Below are 15,214 nucleotides of genomic sequence, written 5' to 3' on the forward strand. Positions count from 1 at the left end.
GAAAGAATTTCGGAATCATGCCATTCTAAAAACTGCATAGCTATTTTAATTATTTGAACTGTCTACTTGACTCGGAGCAGTCCCTTCATAATTAAGTTGGTCGGTTTTTGGTCGTTAGTGACTGATCGACTCGTGTCAATAACCTGGGAAGCGTGCAGGCAGGTGAATATCCGAGCTGATTAGCCATTAGTTCCACTAATTGTCGTCATTCAAGGAGCGACTACTAGCTAGGGCGATTGACGACCGGTTTGCGGTAACTGTCAGACATAAAAGTGATGTAAATGGGACATCAATGTTAGAATGTAAATATAAAATTAATTATAAAGCGAAAGAGGCGTGTTTTGATATGGAAATCACAATTTTTGGTAAGGGCAACATGGGGCAAGCAATTGGTCATAATTTTGAAATCGCTGGGCACGAGGTCACTTATTATGGTTCCAAGGACCAAGCCACAACGCTCGGTGAAATCGTGATCATGGCGGTACCTTATCCCGCTTTAGCTGCGCTGGCTAAACAGTACGCGACTCAGTTGAAGGGCAAAATCGTCGTTGATATCACGAACCCCTTGAATTTTGACACGTGGGATGACTTGGTTGTTCCAGCTGATAGTTCGGCTGCCCAAGAATTACAGCAGCAACTACCAGATAGTCAGGTGCTCAAGGCTTTCAATACGACTTTTGCGGCGACGCTTCAGAGTGGGCAGGTCAATGGTAAGGAACCAACAACCGTGTTAGTTGCTGGTAATGACGATAGCGCCAAGCAACGCTTCACCCGCGCCTTGGCTGACAGTCCGTTAGAAGTGAAGGATGCAGGTAAGTTAAAGCGGGCCCGTGAGCTTGAAGCGATGGGGTTTATGCAAATGACATTAGCAGCCAGTGAACAAATCGGCTGGACCGGTGGCTTTGCGGTTGTTAAATAATTGGTCAACGATTAAACCCAATTAGGTTAGTTACCGATTGGCGATGCTCGGGAGTGCGACTTTCGAACATCGCTTTTTTGTTGGTATTTTGTGAGCCGTTTGTCAGCAGTAGCGTCAAACATTGTGATTTAAACCAAACTGTGGGCTAAAAAAGGGTCAGCCTAACTTATTGGCCAATCTTAGCTAATATCCGGTTGTGGATCATTACGGTTCAAGTGAATGATAGTGGTATGATAAAAGTATTGATCAAGAAATTAGAAATGGGGTAATAAGTTATGCCAATGGTATTGATGGCTCAAGCAACCAAACCTGAACAGCTGCAACAGTTACAAACCACTTATCCGGACTGGACGTTCAAGGATGCGGCGGCGGTCACGGCGGCCGATTACGACCAAATTGAAGTCATGTATGGTAATCATCCGTTATTAAAGACGATCCTAGCGCGGCCAACCAATCAGTTAAAGTTTGTACAGGTCATTTCAGCTGGCGTCGATTATTTGCCATTAAAGGCATTGCAAGCGGCCGGGGTGGTGGTTGCGAACACGAGTGGTATTCACGCCGATGCGATTAGTGAATCGGTCTTAGCCGCGATGTTAAGCGTAGTCCGGGGGTACCATGCGGCCTGGCTGAATCAGCGCGGGGCACGGCAATGGGCCTTGCCAATGACGACATCTACCTTGACCGGGCAACAGTTGTTGATATATGGCACGGGCCAAATTGGGCAATCGTTAGCGGCTAAGGCTAGTGCGTTAGGCATGCACGTGATTGGGGTCAATACGACCGGTCACCCCGCTGATCATTTTCATGAAACAGTGGCATTTACCGCGACGGCCGACGCGTTAGCAACGGCTAACTTTATTGTCAACGCTTTGCCATTAACGCCAACAACGCATCATTTGTTTAGTACTGAATTATTTCAGCAGACCAAACAGCAACCGATGCTGATTAATATTGGGCGTGGTCCGGCGGTTGATACTACAGCGTTAATGACCGCCCTGGATCATCATCAACTCAGTATGGCAGCGTTGGACGTTACTGAACCAGAGCCATTACCGACGGACCACCCGTTGTGGCAACGAGATGACGTGCTGATTACGCCACATATTTCAGGTCAAATTGCCCACTTTCGGGCGACCGTTTTTCCAATCTTTGCGGCGAACTTTGCACAGTTTGTCAAAGATGGCACGCTGGTACGTAACCAAGTGGATCTGAATCGTGGTTATTAATTGAATATATGTAACGGTAGCGGCAATGTAAAAGCCGGTTGTGACTAGGACTTAGTCACAACCAGCTTTTACTGGTTTCATAATTATGAGTCATCGTTTATGGTTGCTTGAAATTCTCTGCCGTGCGATCATTGGGACCCTGCCCAATAGCCAAAATAAAGACGGTACTAATAATCAGGACACTGCCCAGAATGTCGAGCCAACCGAAGCTGACACCGAGTAGAACCACCGCAATGATGGTTGCGGATAAAGGTTCAAAAGCGTCTAGTAGACTGACAACGGTTGGCCGGATATATTGCAAACTTTGCAAGAAGAATAGGAAAGCTAACAATGTTCCAAACAGCACAACAAAGGTCAACTTGCTGATATTAAGCATAGTCAGTGGAATATGGATTGACCAGACTGGCTGAACGATGTTAAACAAGATACCCCCTAACAACATTGACCAGGTGTTGACGGTCATTGGGTCGTACTTAGTAAGTAGTTTGGTTGGTAGCAAGGTATTCGTAGCGGACGAGACCCCCCGATAAGAGTCCCCAGATCAACGCCCAGACGGAGATGACTAGGGTCTGAGGGTTGCCGTGAGTCACGAGCAAGAATGAGCCCAGTAGTGCACAAATAATTGCAAGGCCTTCTGCACGGGTCGGCAATTGCCGATGAGCGACTAGCATCCACAGAGCAATGAACACGGGTCCCATGAATTGTAGAATTGTTCCGGTCGCCGCGTTACTAGCTTCAACTGCTAAAAAGTAGGTGAACTGAACCGGCATTAGACCCAATAGTGTGTAGGCCACGATCTGTAGGAGATCGCGGGGTTGACGCCAAATCGACCACAAATCAACATGGGTAAGCAAACTGACCAGTAATAGTGCGATTCCGGCACCCAGCATGCGAATTCCCGTTAACCAAATAGAATTAATATCGGTCGTATCAAAAAGTGTTTGTGCGACGGCTCCGGAAATCCCCCAGAAGGTCGCACTGATACTAGCAAGAAAGATACCTTTGAATTCCCGACTGACTTGCACAGCAAACCGCCTCCTCAGTAAAATCAACTTAATCTCCATTGTACATGATTTTGCTGAGAAAAGGGGAATCGGTTACGCACTTGCTTGTTGACTAGCCTGTTCGGTCGCGTTCTGAGCATTTTGTTCAGTAGTGTGTTCAGTTGTGGCACTGGTTTGGCGGGTGGTTTCGGCTAAGTGAACCAGATGGGTCAGAAACGCGTGCGTTTTTGCTTGGTAATGGTACTTTTGGCCGAGCTTGACGAGGTAGCCATTGATATAGTCGACTTCAGTTGGCCGATTATGAGACATATCTTGATACATCGATGGGTAGTGGAGGGGATTAGCCACTTTGCTGACGTAGTTGACAGAGGCGAGCTCTTCCGCGCGGGTATTCAACATGGTGACACCATCACGCTCACAGACATCATAGGCTTCATCGATCAATTGACGACTCAGCTCATCAGCCCCTGGATAGGCCGCGAATTCGCCCATCGTAATTTCAAAGAGGGTACAGAGGGTGTTGACCACTGAGTTGAAGACGACTTTAGCCAGCAAGGTGCCGCGGAAGTTCGTTGTTAAATTAGGGTGGAATTGGCATTTATCTAATTCTGTCACGATTCGGTGGGTCATTTCGTCAGGGTGTTCCGTATAATTGGCGAGATTCATGGTGCCGGCGCCGCGAGCTCCAATGAAGTCGACATCACCAGGGCCGTTTAAGACCGTAGCGACTAGTGCGGTCCCAGCTAATAATTTTTCGGGTTTGAAGTAGTGTAATAATTTTGCAACGTGACCCATCCCATTCATGCAAGTGAGCACGTACTGGCGACCATTAAAAGCGTGGGCCGTCCGAGTCAAAAAATCAGCAAGTTGCATCTGTTTAGTAAATACGACCCACACGTCGGGATCGTCGTTATAATCTTCGGGAGTTGAGACTTTGACGGGAACTAAGTGTCGATTCTGGTGATCGCGCGACACGTAGACGCCACCTTGACGATGAATTTGATCAACATTTGCTTGCCAAGTATCCACAAAATCAACTTGATTGCCTGCTTCTTGTAATAACACACCGTAACGTAATCCCATGGCGCCTGCGCCGAGTACTGTAAAATGCATATGTATGACCATCCTTTAAAATGATTTATTAATAAATGAAAATAAAAACGTCCGACAGACGAAGTCGTCTGCCGGACGCGAGCGCGGGTTACCACCGGTATTCATCAGCAATTTACATTACTGACCTTAAGCACATCATGAAAGATGTACTACACGTTAGTGGGTGTTAACCAGTACGGGTTACTTGATTTCACCCATACAACTCACAGTCGATATTCGTGATACCGGATTAGGTCTGCTCACACCATCTCAGACTCGCTAAGGCTAACGACCGGCAACTACTGAACTGTTCAATGCTTTTTATCATCATTTATTAATTGTTCTCTAATTTAGCGGCTAGACTAGTGAATGTCAAGTAGTGAGATTGAATTCTTTGGTATATAAAGCTGATGAGGGCAAATAATGCTCTAAATAGCTTCTAAACTTAAGATTGTTTAGCCTTACGTGGTGAAAATGCGGTGGCTAGTTCGGTTTTGAAAGCGATTTCCATTATAGGAGGGAATAGCGTACAATTGGGAGTGTAAGTAAGCCTTGTGCTAATTATGATTGCTAAAAAAGGCGGCGGTGCGTCATCTTTTTAATTTAAGCCCATTCAAGTCCGGCCAACCGGCTTACTCATCAGTGCGGATACGCCAATTTGCGTATTTACTGACGATGGCAGGATGGTACCGACTGATTGGCAAACCAAGCAAAAGCAGTCAAGCTGAATGTCACAGATGATCAGTTAGCTAGCACAACATATAGGTAAATACGTAGGAGGAGTTCAACTATGCCAAAATATTTAGTCTTTATGGACATTGACGGAACATTATTAACGGATCACCAATATGTCTCGGAGCGAACTCGAGCGACGATTGAACGGTTTCAGAAGCAGGACGTGTTATTTTACATCGCTACGGGGCGCATGTACGAGCTGGCGAAGATCGTTCGAGACAAAGTAAACGCTGACGTTCGTTTGGTGACATCTAATGGGGCGGTGTTCGATGGTGCCCAGGGCCGTGAGCTAACCAAACTCGGGGGTGCTGCGGTTGAGCTTGCCTATCTGATTGCGCGTCGTGATAACTTACCAATGATGTTGTTCACGCCAGACATGGCCTACTATACGGAACAAATTCCGCGGTTCGTTGCTCGTAATGCGGCCAACTTTGATGCGGATGAAGTCTCGATTGGCTATGAAGAAGTGAAGAGCTTTACGCAATTAGCCACGATTGAGGACCAGATTACGAACGGCGTCATTCTCAGTCGTGAAGACATGTCACGGCTGGATTCTGCCCGCGAAAAGCTCACTAATAGTAAATTGTTGCGACTTTCATCATCGAACCCGAATAATATTGAGATGATTCCTCTGAATACGGATAAGGGGACGGCGGTCAAACAAATTCAACGTGAGCAACATGTCGATGCCGCCCACACGTTTGTCTTTGGGGATGGCTTGAATGACGTTGGGATGATGGCAGAAGCTGACTTATCGGTGGCAATGGGCAACGCCTTGCCACAAGTTAAGAAAGTTGCGAACTATGTAACTGATATGAATTATAATGATGGTTTGGCACTATTCTTAGAAAAATACTTCGCGGCCCACCCATTATCAACGACTAAGTAAGGTCAGCTTACAAGCGTATCGGTGTATCGACGAGGACAATAAGGCCATTAAAAAAGCGATTCTCACGTGTGTGGGAATCGCTTTTGTGGTATTATTAAAATTTTGCTATGACTTAAGTGGTGGTAATTGACTTTTACGTCAAATTTGGCACACTTAGTATTGAAGTGTTTTTAGGAAGTGATAACTGTTGAAAATTGAAATTTTACCGACGACTACCACGGAAATTCCATTAGCAATTTTGTCGATGAGCAATCTTGATAACCGTGAGTTGAATCCAGCAATTGAAAAACAATTAGCTGCACAAGGGCTTGCCGTTGCTCAGCCGCAGAATGCTTTGGCAGACTTGCTTCAAGTGATTCACGCGCGCCATCCAGTGCAGATCAATGCGTGGGATATGAATACGCTTGGCACTGAGCAGGTTCAGCTTCATTTAACGGCACAGGGGGCCAGTCTTTCAGCGGATGCTACCACCCCAATCAGGCCTAATTTGGATAGTAAAAGCAGTCGCATTTTAATTGTAGTTGGCGATCCAGATGCAAGTGAAGCTTCAGTGCATGCAACTGGTCAAGAATTACAACGCAAAATCAAAGCCTTTTTTGGTATTCAGGCGCGCTTGCAATTTCCGAGTTGTACCACGCAACCTGTTAGCATCGAGACAACTAGGCCCGCTTCTTAGGGGTGATATTAATGTCGATCAACTTGAATTGCCGATTTTGGTAGTCCACGCGACTAACACTTGTATTTTTCAGGAGTCGGGTGGGAAGCTCACGGGGGCTGATTTGGTATAGGAATGCACTGAGAACCAGCCCGTGAGAAACGATAAGAATATTCTTGTCATGCTGACTATCCTGAGATTCATACAAACAGATTCGTCGTAGCGCGCTACTGATTCGATCCGTGACACCGACCAAAGTCTCGGCGCCACGAGTCTGGTCGAGGGAGTTAAAGACCCATAGTAGGGTGGCGAAGCGTTCACGACTCAACATCAACTTAACAAACGTTCCAATACCCAATTGTTTTTGGACTTGCTTGACGATCCACATGTTTCTGGTACCTTCAAGCCCACCGAAGTTAAATTCGCGTAAGCCGACGTCAATCGTCGGCTTTTTTATTTCAGGATGGAGTGCGGTGATAATGCGACTCGTTTGTTGTGCTCGGCCCAAGTCACTGACGTAAGCAGCGTCGAAATGAACATCTGCTAGCATGCGGGCTAACCGTTGAGCGGAGCGCACACCGGTATGTGTGAGTTCCGAATCATAGATGCCTTGTAAACGGCCGGCCGCGTTGAGCTTGGTTTGTCCATGACGGACTAAGTATAAGTGAATCGTAGCCATCGCTAACCCTCCCATCAAATTAATTAATATAGTCCAATTGTAAAGCGTTACTCGTCATTCAACAAGTCTTTAATTGTTAATTGCCACTTTATTTTGTCGCTGATATCAAAAAGAGCTTGAGCAGCTAGCTTGTTTCGCGCCACGGTCGGTTTAATCGGCGGCGAAAGCGCATTTGAGGCTGCGAGTGGATGGCTACTAGCCTCGAATAATTGCGCATCTTCTGGTCATCGTAGCCGATTATGCTAGGTATCAAAAAATCCCCTAAAGGGTGATAGCTATTTCAGCTACCGACCTTTAGAGGCGATGGCAACGTAACGTTGCTACTGATTATTCCAATCTTCGTTCAAAACTTGCTTGTTTTCCTGCTTGAGAATCTTCATCATCTTACGACGAGCGGTGAAGAATGGAATTCCAATGTGAGCAAGGTTGCTTCGAAAACGCCAACGGTAATGGTAAGTCCGGTCCGGTACGTATTCGGAGGACTGTACGTAGTTAGCGTAACGAAAGGCAAACAACTGGTCTTCAAGAAAATCAATATCTTCGTTGAACTTGAGGTGATGCGTGGTAATAATACTGCGAATGAATGCTTTATTCCACGAAAAACCGCCAACCGTGCCAAAGTTGATGTTGGCAATCAAGTCTTTTTGGTTGTATGTTTTGGCAGGACTCGGAACGGCTAAGTAACCGTAGTGACCGCATACAACGAGCTGGGTATCGGGTGCTGACCGGTAGGCGGCTAGGAAGGTTGCCAGAAAGTCTGGTTCGACCCAATCGTCGCCATCGACAAAGCAAAGGTACTTACCCTTAGCAGCAGCCATACCGGAGTTACGAGCTGCGGAGACGCCCCGGTTATGGGCGTGAGTGATCACGTGGAACCGGTCGTCGCCTTTGATTAACGCGGCAATCTGTTCACCAGTGTCATCAGTCGAACAATCATCAACCACGAAGACTTCAAAGTCTGTCAAGGTTTGGCGTTGTAGACTAGTCAAGCAGCTATCTATAAATTTGTGCTGGTTGTAAGCTGGTACAACCACTGAAAAAAGGGGTGCTGACACGCTAATTCCTCCATCGTAAATTTGGATACTGTTACTAGTATACCCATAAATTGTGATGAAATTATAGTGAATCGTCTTTTTTTAGCCATAAATTAATTATTTGCAAGATTTGTCGTATGAAAATACAATGCAAGGTCGGGATAAACAAAGATGGTGTGAGAAAAATCTAGTAAGCCATTATTCTTATAATAGTTACAAGAATCCAAGGCCAAGTGAGTTGCGCCCTGTGCCAAATTCATTAGTTCGGCCTCTTCCTTGTTAAGATTGGTGAGTGAAAGATAATCATCACTGTTAGCAATCCCGATGCCGTAAGCTTCGTTGATGAAGTCCCAAATTGACGTATTGACAGCTTCGGTCGATAGATAGGGGACGACAGAGCGTAAGTAGTAGGCCTTTTCCAAACAATACAGTTGGTCGTGCCAATAGCGGAGGCGAATGATACGATACAGTTCTTCGTCGACGGGAATGTTGAGTTTGCGGCTCAGGGCACTATCGCCGTGGATCGTATCAAAAGTCAGAATCTTGGAAGTTAAAGTCCGTGGGTGGACATGACTATTGAAGAGTGAGCGTGCTGACAGATTCACTACCGTTTTATGTTGAAGCTGAATATTAGTAATATAATAGCCACTGCCTTGAACCCGACGCAGGAGCCCCTGCTGGTACACCAAGTCAATCGCTTTGCGAATGGTGTTGCGGCTAGCTTGGTAACGTTCCATTAATTGGGCTTCCGTGGGGAGTTTGACGGTAAAAATGCCGTCTTGAATGGCGGCAACGAGTTTGGTTGCAATGTCACGATACATGGTGTTCACTTCTTTCGAATATTAAGTTGTTATTTAATAATTTGTGGGTACAAATCAAATAAATTGCAGATATCTGATTAATAAGGCTTGTCAAATTTGTACCCATGACTTATAATTCTAATTGTAATGAAAGCGGTTTATTAAAGCAACCGCTGTAACATATAAATTTAAAACAATCTAGGAGCGTGTTTATTATGGCTGAAAGAACAATTATGTTGGTATGTGCCGCTGGGATGTCAACGTCATTATTAGTCTCAAAGATGCAAAAGGCTGCGGAAGCAGAAGGCATTGATGCAGATATTTTTGCAACCGCTGCCAGTGACGCTGATGCGAAGTTAGCTGAAAAGAATCCTGACATTTTAATGCTTGGACCACAAGTTCGTTATATGTTAAGTGATTTCCAAAAGCGCGTTGATATTCCAGTTGAAGTTATCAACATGCAAGACTACGGCATGATGAACGGCGAAAAAGTTTTAAAGGAAGCCGAAGCATCAATTGCAAAAGCAAACTAATCATTAAATTGTAAGTGCTACCAGCCCACGGTAGATCAATCGCGGCCGGTGGCATTTTGATTGTGATGCACACGAATAAATGCTAAAAGGATGAGGGTAAATGGCAGAAGAACAAACAAAAGAAGTTGAAGCAAGTCTCGAAACCATTATGGGTTTGATCGTTAATGGTGGTAATGCAAAGAGTTCCGCTTTCGAAGCAATTAAAGCTGCTAAGGAAGGCGACTTTGAAACCGCTGATGCCAAGTTAAAGGAAGCAGATAACTTTCTAACCGAAGCACACAATTCACAAACCTCAATGTTAACGGCGGAAGCACAAGGGGAACATACCCACGTGTCATTGTTATTAGTACATTCACAAGATCACATCATGAATGCCATCACCTTCCGCGACTTAGCTGGTGAAGTTGTAGACGTTTATCGGCGTTTAGCTGCCGATGAGGCGAAGTAGTTAATTAATTTGAGCCTAGGCAAATACCTGCTGGTGTTGGTCTGGGCTTGTTTTTTCATTCATGCCGTGGTCGCTTATAATGGCAGACAGCTTAACAACGGTGACGTGGCGGTTACACGCTTTTCGTTAGTTAAGGTAACAAAGACTGTAACTCAGGGATAGCCTGAGCAGCATTAATGGAGGGAATTAGTTCATGACAAAAGGATACAAAATGCCCAAAGATTTTCTGTGGGGTGGCGCGGTCGCGGCCCATCAATTAGAAGGCGCTTGGGATGTTGATGGCAAGGGCGTTAGCATTGCCGATGTAATGACAGCCGGACGTAACGGGGTTCCCCGTAAAGTCACGGATGGCGTCAAAGATGGTGAAATCTATCCTAATCACTGGGGCAATGATTTTTATCATCGCTATCCAGAAGATGATCGATTATTTGAAGAAATGGGCTTTAAGTGTTTCCGGACGTCAATCGCGTGGACCCGGATTTTCCCGAATGGTGATGAGAGCGAGCCTAACGAAGCTGGTTTGAAGTTTTACGATGACTTATTCGATGATTTATTATCGCATGGCATCCAACCCGTTGTGACCCTGTCACACTTTGAAATTCCATACCACTTAGTGAAGGTTTATGGTGGTTTCAGCAACCGTAAGATGATCGACTTCTTTGTTCATTTTGCGAAGACCGTCTTCAAGCGCTATCAGGATAAGGTCAAGTATTGGATGACCTTCAACGAAATCAATAACCAAACAGCTTGGAGTGATCCGCACCCATTGTTACAAAATTCCGGCCTGCAACTTAGCAAGGATGACAATTGGGAACAGGCGATGTATCAAGCAGCTCATTATGAATTAGTAGCGAGTGCCCTAGCTGTGCAAGCGGGCCACGCAATCAATCCTGATTTTCAAATCGGCTGTATGGTCGCGATGTGTCCAATCTATCCACTAACAGCTAAACCAGCGGATGTGATGATGGCGGAACGGGCCATGCAAAAACGGTATTGGTTCGGGGATGTCCACTGTCTCGGTGAATATCCAAAGTGGTTACCGAAGTACTTTGAACGCAAGGGCTTCGATATGGATATTACCGCTGCTGACTTGGCAACTTTAAAGGCTGGTACGGTGGATTACGTTGGTTTCAGTTATTACATGTCATTTGTTACAAAGGGTCGTGACGGTGACAGTGATTACGATTTCAAGGAACCCGATGACTTTGTTGAGAACCCCTACGTTGAGAAGTCTGATTGGGGCTGGCAAATTGATCCAACTGGGTTGCGCTATGCGATGAACTGGATGCAAGATCGGTGGCACTTACCACAATTCATTGTTGAAAATGGCTTTGGTGCTTACGATAAGAAGGAAGCCGACGGGAGTGTACATGACGACTACCGGATCAGTTACTTCCGTGATCACATCTTGGCGATGGAACAAGCGGTCGTATTAGATGGTGTTGATCTGATTGGCTATACACCGTGGGGCTGTATTGATTTGGTCTCAGCAAGTACTGGTGAAATGGCGAAACGGTATGGATTCATTTATGTTGACGCCGATGATAATGGTCAAGGCAGTTTTGACCGTTCTAAGAAAGACTCCTTTAACTGGTTCCAACAAGTTATTGCGAGTGATGGTAAAGATTTATAGTGAAAGGATGATAATGCATGGCAACAACGAGTGGTTTACGATCTGATTTCTTATGGGGTGGGGCGGTCGCAGCCCATCAACTAGAAGGCGGCTGGCAAGCTGGTGGCAAAGGGGTCAGTGTGGCTGATGTCATGACTGCCGGTGCCAACGGTGTTCCTCGTGAAATCACGGATGGTGTGATTGCGGGTAAGAATTACCCGAACCATGAAGGCATCGACTTTTATGGTCACTATAAGGAAGATATCAAGCTATTTGCTGAGATGGGCTTCAAGTGTTTTCGGACATCGATCGCCTGGACGCGGATTTTTCCAAATGGTGATGAAGAAGAACCCAATGAAGTGGGTTTGAAGTTCTATGATGATATGTTCGATACTTGCCGGCAATATGGTATCGAACCAGTGATCACGCTGGCCCACTTTGAAATGCCGTACCACTTAGTTAAGGAATATGGTGGCTGGCGTTCGCGGAAAGTTATTGACTTTTTTGTGCACTATGCTGAAACGGTCTTCAAGCGCTATAAGAACAAGGTTAAGTACTGGATGACCTTCAATGAAATTAATAATCAGACGACTTATACGAACCAATTCCTGATGGCGACGGATTCTGGTTTAGTGTTGAAGCCCGATGATCCTGACGCTGAAGCGTTGATGTATCAAGCTGCTCATTATGAAGTCGTTGCCAGTGCGCTAGCCGTTAAGATTGGCCATGCCATTAATCCCGACTTCCAGATTGGCAATATGATCAACATGACACCGATTTATCCTGCAACTGCTAAGCCACAAGATATCATGCAAGCTGAAAAGGCTATGCAGCGGCGTTATTGGTTTGCAGACGTACAGTCATGGGGCTATTATCCAAATAATATGGAAGCTTACTTCAAACAGACTGGTTTCCGCCCTGATATCACGGCCGAAGACCGCCAAGTCTTGAAGGAAGGCACCGTTGATTATATTGGCTTTAGTTACTATAATTCCAACACGGTCGCCGCTCAGGATGATAACCCAAGTTACCACTTTGTCGGGACCGAAGCCGTTGATAATCCATATTTGAAGACGAGCGAATGGGACTGGCCAATCGATCCAGAAGGTTTGCGGTATTCTTTGAATTGGTTACAAGACCGCTATCACAAGCCAATGATGATTGTTGAGAATGGGTTGGGTGCCCGCGACAAAGTCGAAGCCGATGGTAGTATTCATGATCCTTACCGGATTGACTATTTACGCGCTCATATCAGTGAAATGATCAAGGCCGTTACCGAAGATGGGGTCGACTTGATTGGCTATACGCCGTGGGGGTGTATCGATTTGGTCTCAGCTGGAACTGGTCAGATGTCGAAACGTTACGGTTTTATCTACGTCGACAAGGACGATGAAGGTAACGGGACACTAGAGCGCTCGAAGAAGGATTCGTTCTACTGGTATCAAAAAGTGATTCGGACGAATGGGGCCGATTTGAAGTAGGAAACTCGTTGTGCTAGAAGACTACTGAATGATTATGCAGTTCGAACGACGATTATTAGTCAATTAATAACCACTAATTGAAGACGACGTTCAAAGTGAGTGAACTTTGAACGTCGTTTTTCGATTGCCTTATTAGCTTGTTTGATTGGCTAATCAACAATTATTGTTAATCAGTGCCTAAAGATTGTTTCTAAGTATCAAATATGGTTAAATGATGGACGAAGGTGATGTCATATTATCTAACATGAGTTGTGATTAAAAATCGTTAGATTCAGAGAAAAGCCACTAACTTAGGTTCGGTTGAAAGGGTCGGGTTGGGGGAGGCTTGTTGGCTCAGTGCGTGTTATATCGACTTATCGGCATTTGTGCTGATCGTGGTGACGTTTCAGTATGTTACCTAGTCTCGGAAGGTCGGAATAGGCTGAACGCATGCAGACGGCCATCGAAAACTGATAATTTTAACTCACGATACGTAATATGATGCAATTAAATGAAAAGGACCTGAAAGTATGGATACAACGGTAATGATTGAAGAACACCCACAGATTAAGGAATTGATGGCAAAACGACCAATTGTTTGGCAGAACCCAGATTATGGGAAGCGGGCGGACCTGCCGTTAACGCGGGCCGATATTTTTGACGCGGTCGCACGTTGGGAACGTTTCGCACCATTTTTGGCCGTTGCTTTTCCAGAAACGGCAGCTATGAATGGGATTATTGAGTCACCATTGTTACCACTTGAGCAGATGAAACCAGCATGGGAGGCTCTCAACCACCAGTCATTGGCGGGGCAGCTTTATTTAAAAGCTGATAGTCAGTTGCCGATTTCGGGTTCGATCAAGTCACGTGGTGGGATTTACGAAGTGCTCAAGTTTGCTGAACAGGTAGCCATGGCCCATACGGATTTAACGTATATGGATGATTACAGTGTCTTGGCAACGGCTAAGTATCACGAGTTATTTGCACAATACGGCGTCATCGTTGCATCGACGGGAAACTTGGCACTCAGTGTGGGCATCATGGCCGCAACGTTTGGATTTAAGACGACCGTTTATATGTCTCACGATGCTCGTCAGTGGAAGAAGGACAAACTGCGGGCAAATGGCGTCACCGTTGAGGAACTAAATACCGACTTTTCAAGTGTGATTCCGGTGGCCCGTGCCGCCGCGGCCAAGGATGACCATACGCACTTTGTTGATGATGAAGGTTCACGTGACTTATTCCTCGGGTACGCTGTTGCTGGGGTACGGTTACAACATCAATTAAAAGTACAAGGCATCAAGATGGATGCTGCGCACCCGGTTGTCGTTTATTTACCGGCCGGGGTCGGTGGCAGTCCTAGTGGCGTCGCTTTTGGCCTCAAGATGATTATGGGAGCCAATATTTACCCCGTCTTTTGTGAACCGACCCACGTGCCGTCCGTGACCTTAGGGATGATGACCAAGCTGAATGAAAAAATTGCTGTTCAAGACATTGGTTTAGATGGCCTGACTGCCGCTGATGGGTTAGCCGTTAGCCGGCCATCACGGTTGGCAGGCAAGGTGATGCAAACGCTATTACTCGGAACAGCAACATTTGAAGATGATGATTTATATCGTTATTTGACGAAGCTCGTCGATACCGAAGATGTAATGGTCGAACCATCCGCTGCAGCCGGCTTTACCGCGATCGCCCCCATCATGGCCCAATTTCCCACGCTTGCTGGCAAAGACGTCACCCACATTGTCTGGGCAACTGGCGGCGACATGATGCCGGAATCGGAGCGTCAGTTGGATTATGAGCTAGGACAAAAATTGCTGACCAAGATTAACAATCGTTAAAACATTGCTAACGCTTATATCAGTGCTGATATTTAATTAAAATGCGACATCCCAACAACGGGGTGGCGCATTTTTGTTTGCAGTGCGGTGACAAATGGGCTGGAAATAAAGTAAGTGAGTGACAACTCATTTTTGCTGTTGACAAACCGAGATGTACTGATTATACTAAAGCCATTAAGTGAGTGAGTATACACTCACTTCGAGAAAGAGGGTTATTAAAATGGCAACGGATTATGTCATCGCCAAGCAGGTCAGCAAGCACTTTGGTCATCAGCAAGTGCTCAATC

General features: G+C 45.7%; 13 protein-coding genes and 1 pseudogene. 9 read left to right on the plus strand and 5 right to left on the minus strand.

Features of this window, described 5'->3' with window-relative positions; all coding sequences use genetic code 11:
* The first annotated feature begins 346 nt into the window (after positions 1-346).
* Together ACOV1R_RS14220 and ACOV1R_RS14225 are read left to right on the plus strand one after the other, a co-directional pair.
* Positions 347-919, plus strand: a complete 573-nt coding sequence (locus tag ACOV1R_RS14220; protein WP_003644741.1) for an NADPH-dependent F420 reductase — start codon at positions 347-349, stop codon at positions 917-919.
* 275 nt (positions 920-1,194) lie between these two features.
* On the plus strand, positions 1,195-2,145 hold the full coding sequence (locus ACOV1R_RS14225; RefSeq protein ID WP_003642534.1) for a phosphoglycerate dehydrogenase: 951 nt from the start codon (positions 1,195-1,197) through the stop codon (positions 2,143-2,145).
* A 97-nt stretch (positions 2,146-2,242) separates the two neighbouring features.
* Here ACOV1R_RS14225 and ACOV1R_RS14230 read toward each other — a convergent pair.
* Positions 2,243-3,170: pseudogene (locus ACOV1R_RS14230) on the minus strand (DMT family transporter).
* Positions 3,171-3,242: 72 nt separating this feature from the next.
* Positions 3,243-4,262, minus strand: coding sequence for a ketopantoate reductase family protein (locus tag ACOV1R_RS14235; protein ID WP_015380763.1), 1,020 nt, complete (start codon positions 4,260-4,262; stop codon positions 3,243-3,245).
* 769 nt (positions 4,263-5,031) lie between these two features.
* Between ACOV1R_RS14235 and ACOV1R_RS14240 the strand changes: the two genes are divergently transcribed.
* Together ACOV1R_RS14240 and ACOV1R_RS14245 are read left to right on the plus strand one after the other, a co-directional pair.
* Complete coding sequence (locus tag ACOV1R_RS14240) at positions 5,032-5,865, plus strand: HAD family hydrolase (RefSeq protein WP_003642537.1); 834 nt, start codon at positions 5,032-5,034, stop codon at positions 5,863-5,865.
* Between the two features lie 187 nt (positions 5,866-6,052).
* Positions 6,053-6,541, plus strand: a complete 489-nt coding sequence (locus tag ACOV1R_RS14245) for a hypothetical protein (protein WP_003642538.1) — start codon at positions 6,053-6,055, stop codon at positions 6,539-6,541.
* Here ACOV1R_RS14245 and ACOV1R_RS14250 read toward each other — a convergent pair.
* The 3 genes from ACOV1R_RS14250 to ACOV1R_RS14260 form a co-directional block, all read right to left on the minus strand.
* Complete coding sequence (locus ACOV1R_RS14250) at positions 6,525-7,199, minus strand: histidine phosphatase family protein (protein WP_003645837.1); 675 nt, start codon at positions 7,197-7,199, stop codon at positions 6,525-6,527. The two genes, ACOV1R_RS14245 and ACOV1R_RS14250, sit on opposite strands and share 17 nt — an antisense overlap.
* A gap of 320 nt (positions 7,200-7,519) precedes the next feature.
* The gene (locus tag ACOV1R_RS14255) at positions 7,520-8,254 is read right to left on the minus strand and encodes a glycosyltransferase family 2 protein (protein WP_003642540.1); all 735 of its coding nucleotides are present in this window, start codon (positions 8,252-8,254) and stop codon (positions 7,520-7,522) included.
* 92 nt (positions 8,255-8,346) lie between these two features.
* The gene (locus tag ACOV1R_RS14260) at positions 8,347-9,054 is read right to left on the minus strand and encodes a GntR family transcriptional regulator (protein WP_003642541.1); all 708 of its coding nucleotides are present in this window, start codon (positions 9,052-9,054) and stop codon (positions 8,347-8,349) included.
* Positions 9,055-9,248: 194 nt separating this feature from the next.
* Here ACOV1R_RS14260 and ACOV1R_RS14265 point away from each other — a divergent pair, with 194 nt between their 5' ends.
* From ACOV1R_RS14265 to ACOV1R_RS14285, 5 genes are all read left to right on the plus strand, one after another.
* Positions 9,249-9,566, plus strand: coding sequence for a PTS sugar transporter subunit IIB (locus ACOV1R_RS14265; RefSeq protein ID WP_003639490.1), 318 nt, complete (start codon positions 9,249-9,251; stop codon positions 9,564-9,566).
* Between the two features lie 100 nt (positions 9,567-9,666).
* On the plus strand, positions 9,667-10,014 hold the full coding sequence (locus ACOV1R_RS14270; protein ID WP_003639489.1) for a PTS lactose/cellobiose transporter subunit IIA: 348 nt from the start codon (positions 9,667-9,669) through the stop codon (positions 10,012-10,014).
* 193 nt (positions 10,015-10,207) lie between these two features.
* Positions 10,208-11,647: a 6-phospho-beta-glucosidase gene (locus tag ACOV1R_RS14275; RefSeq protein WP_003642543.1), complete on the plus strand. Its 1,440-nt coding sequence runs from the start codon at positions 10,208-10,210 to the stop codon at positions 11,645-11,647.
* A gap of 17 nt (positions 11,648-11,664) precedes the next feature.
* Positions 11,665-13,107, plus strand: a complete 1,443-nt coding sequence (locus tag ACOV1R_RS14280) for a 6-phospho-beta-glucosidase (RefSeq protein ID WP_027822872.1) — start codon at positions 11,665-11,667, stop codon at positions 13,105-13,107.
* 509 nt (positions 13,108-13,616) lie between these two features.
* Positions 13,617-14,927 carry a D-serine ammonia-lyase gene (locus tag ACOV1R_RS14285; RefSeq protein ID WP_003642545.1) on the plus strand — a complete coding sequence of 437 codons (1,311 nt, stop codon included), beginning with the start codon at positions 13,617-13,619 and terminating at the stop codon, positions 14,925-14,927.
* Positions 14,928-15,214: the final 287 nt, after the last annotated feature.

This window comes from Lactiplantibacillus sp. YT640, from assembly GCF_049745435.1.
Taxonomy (GTDB): Bacteria; Bacillota; Bacilli; order Lactobacillales; family Lactobacillaceae; genus Lactiplantibacillus; species Lactiplantibacillus plantarum.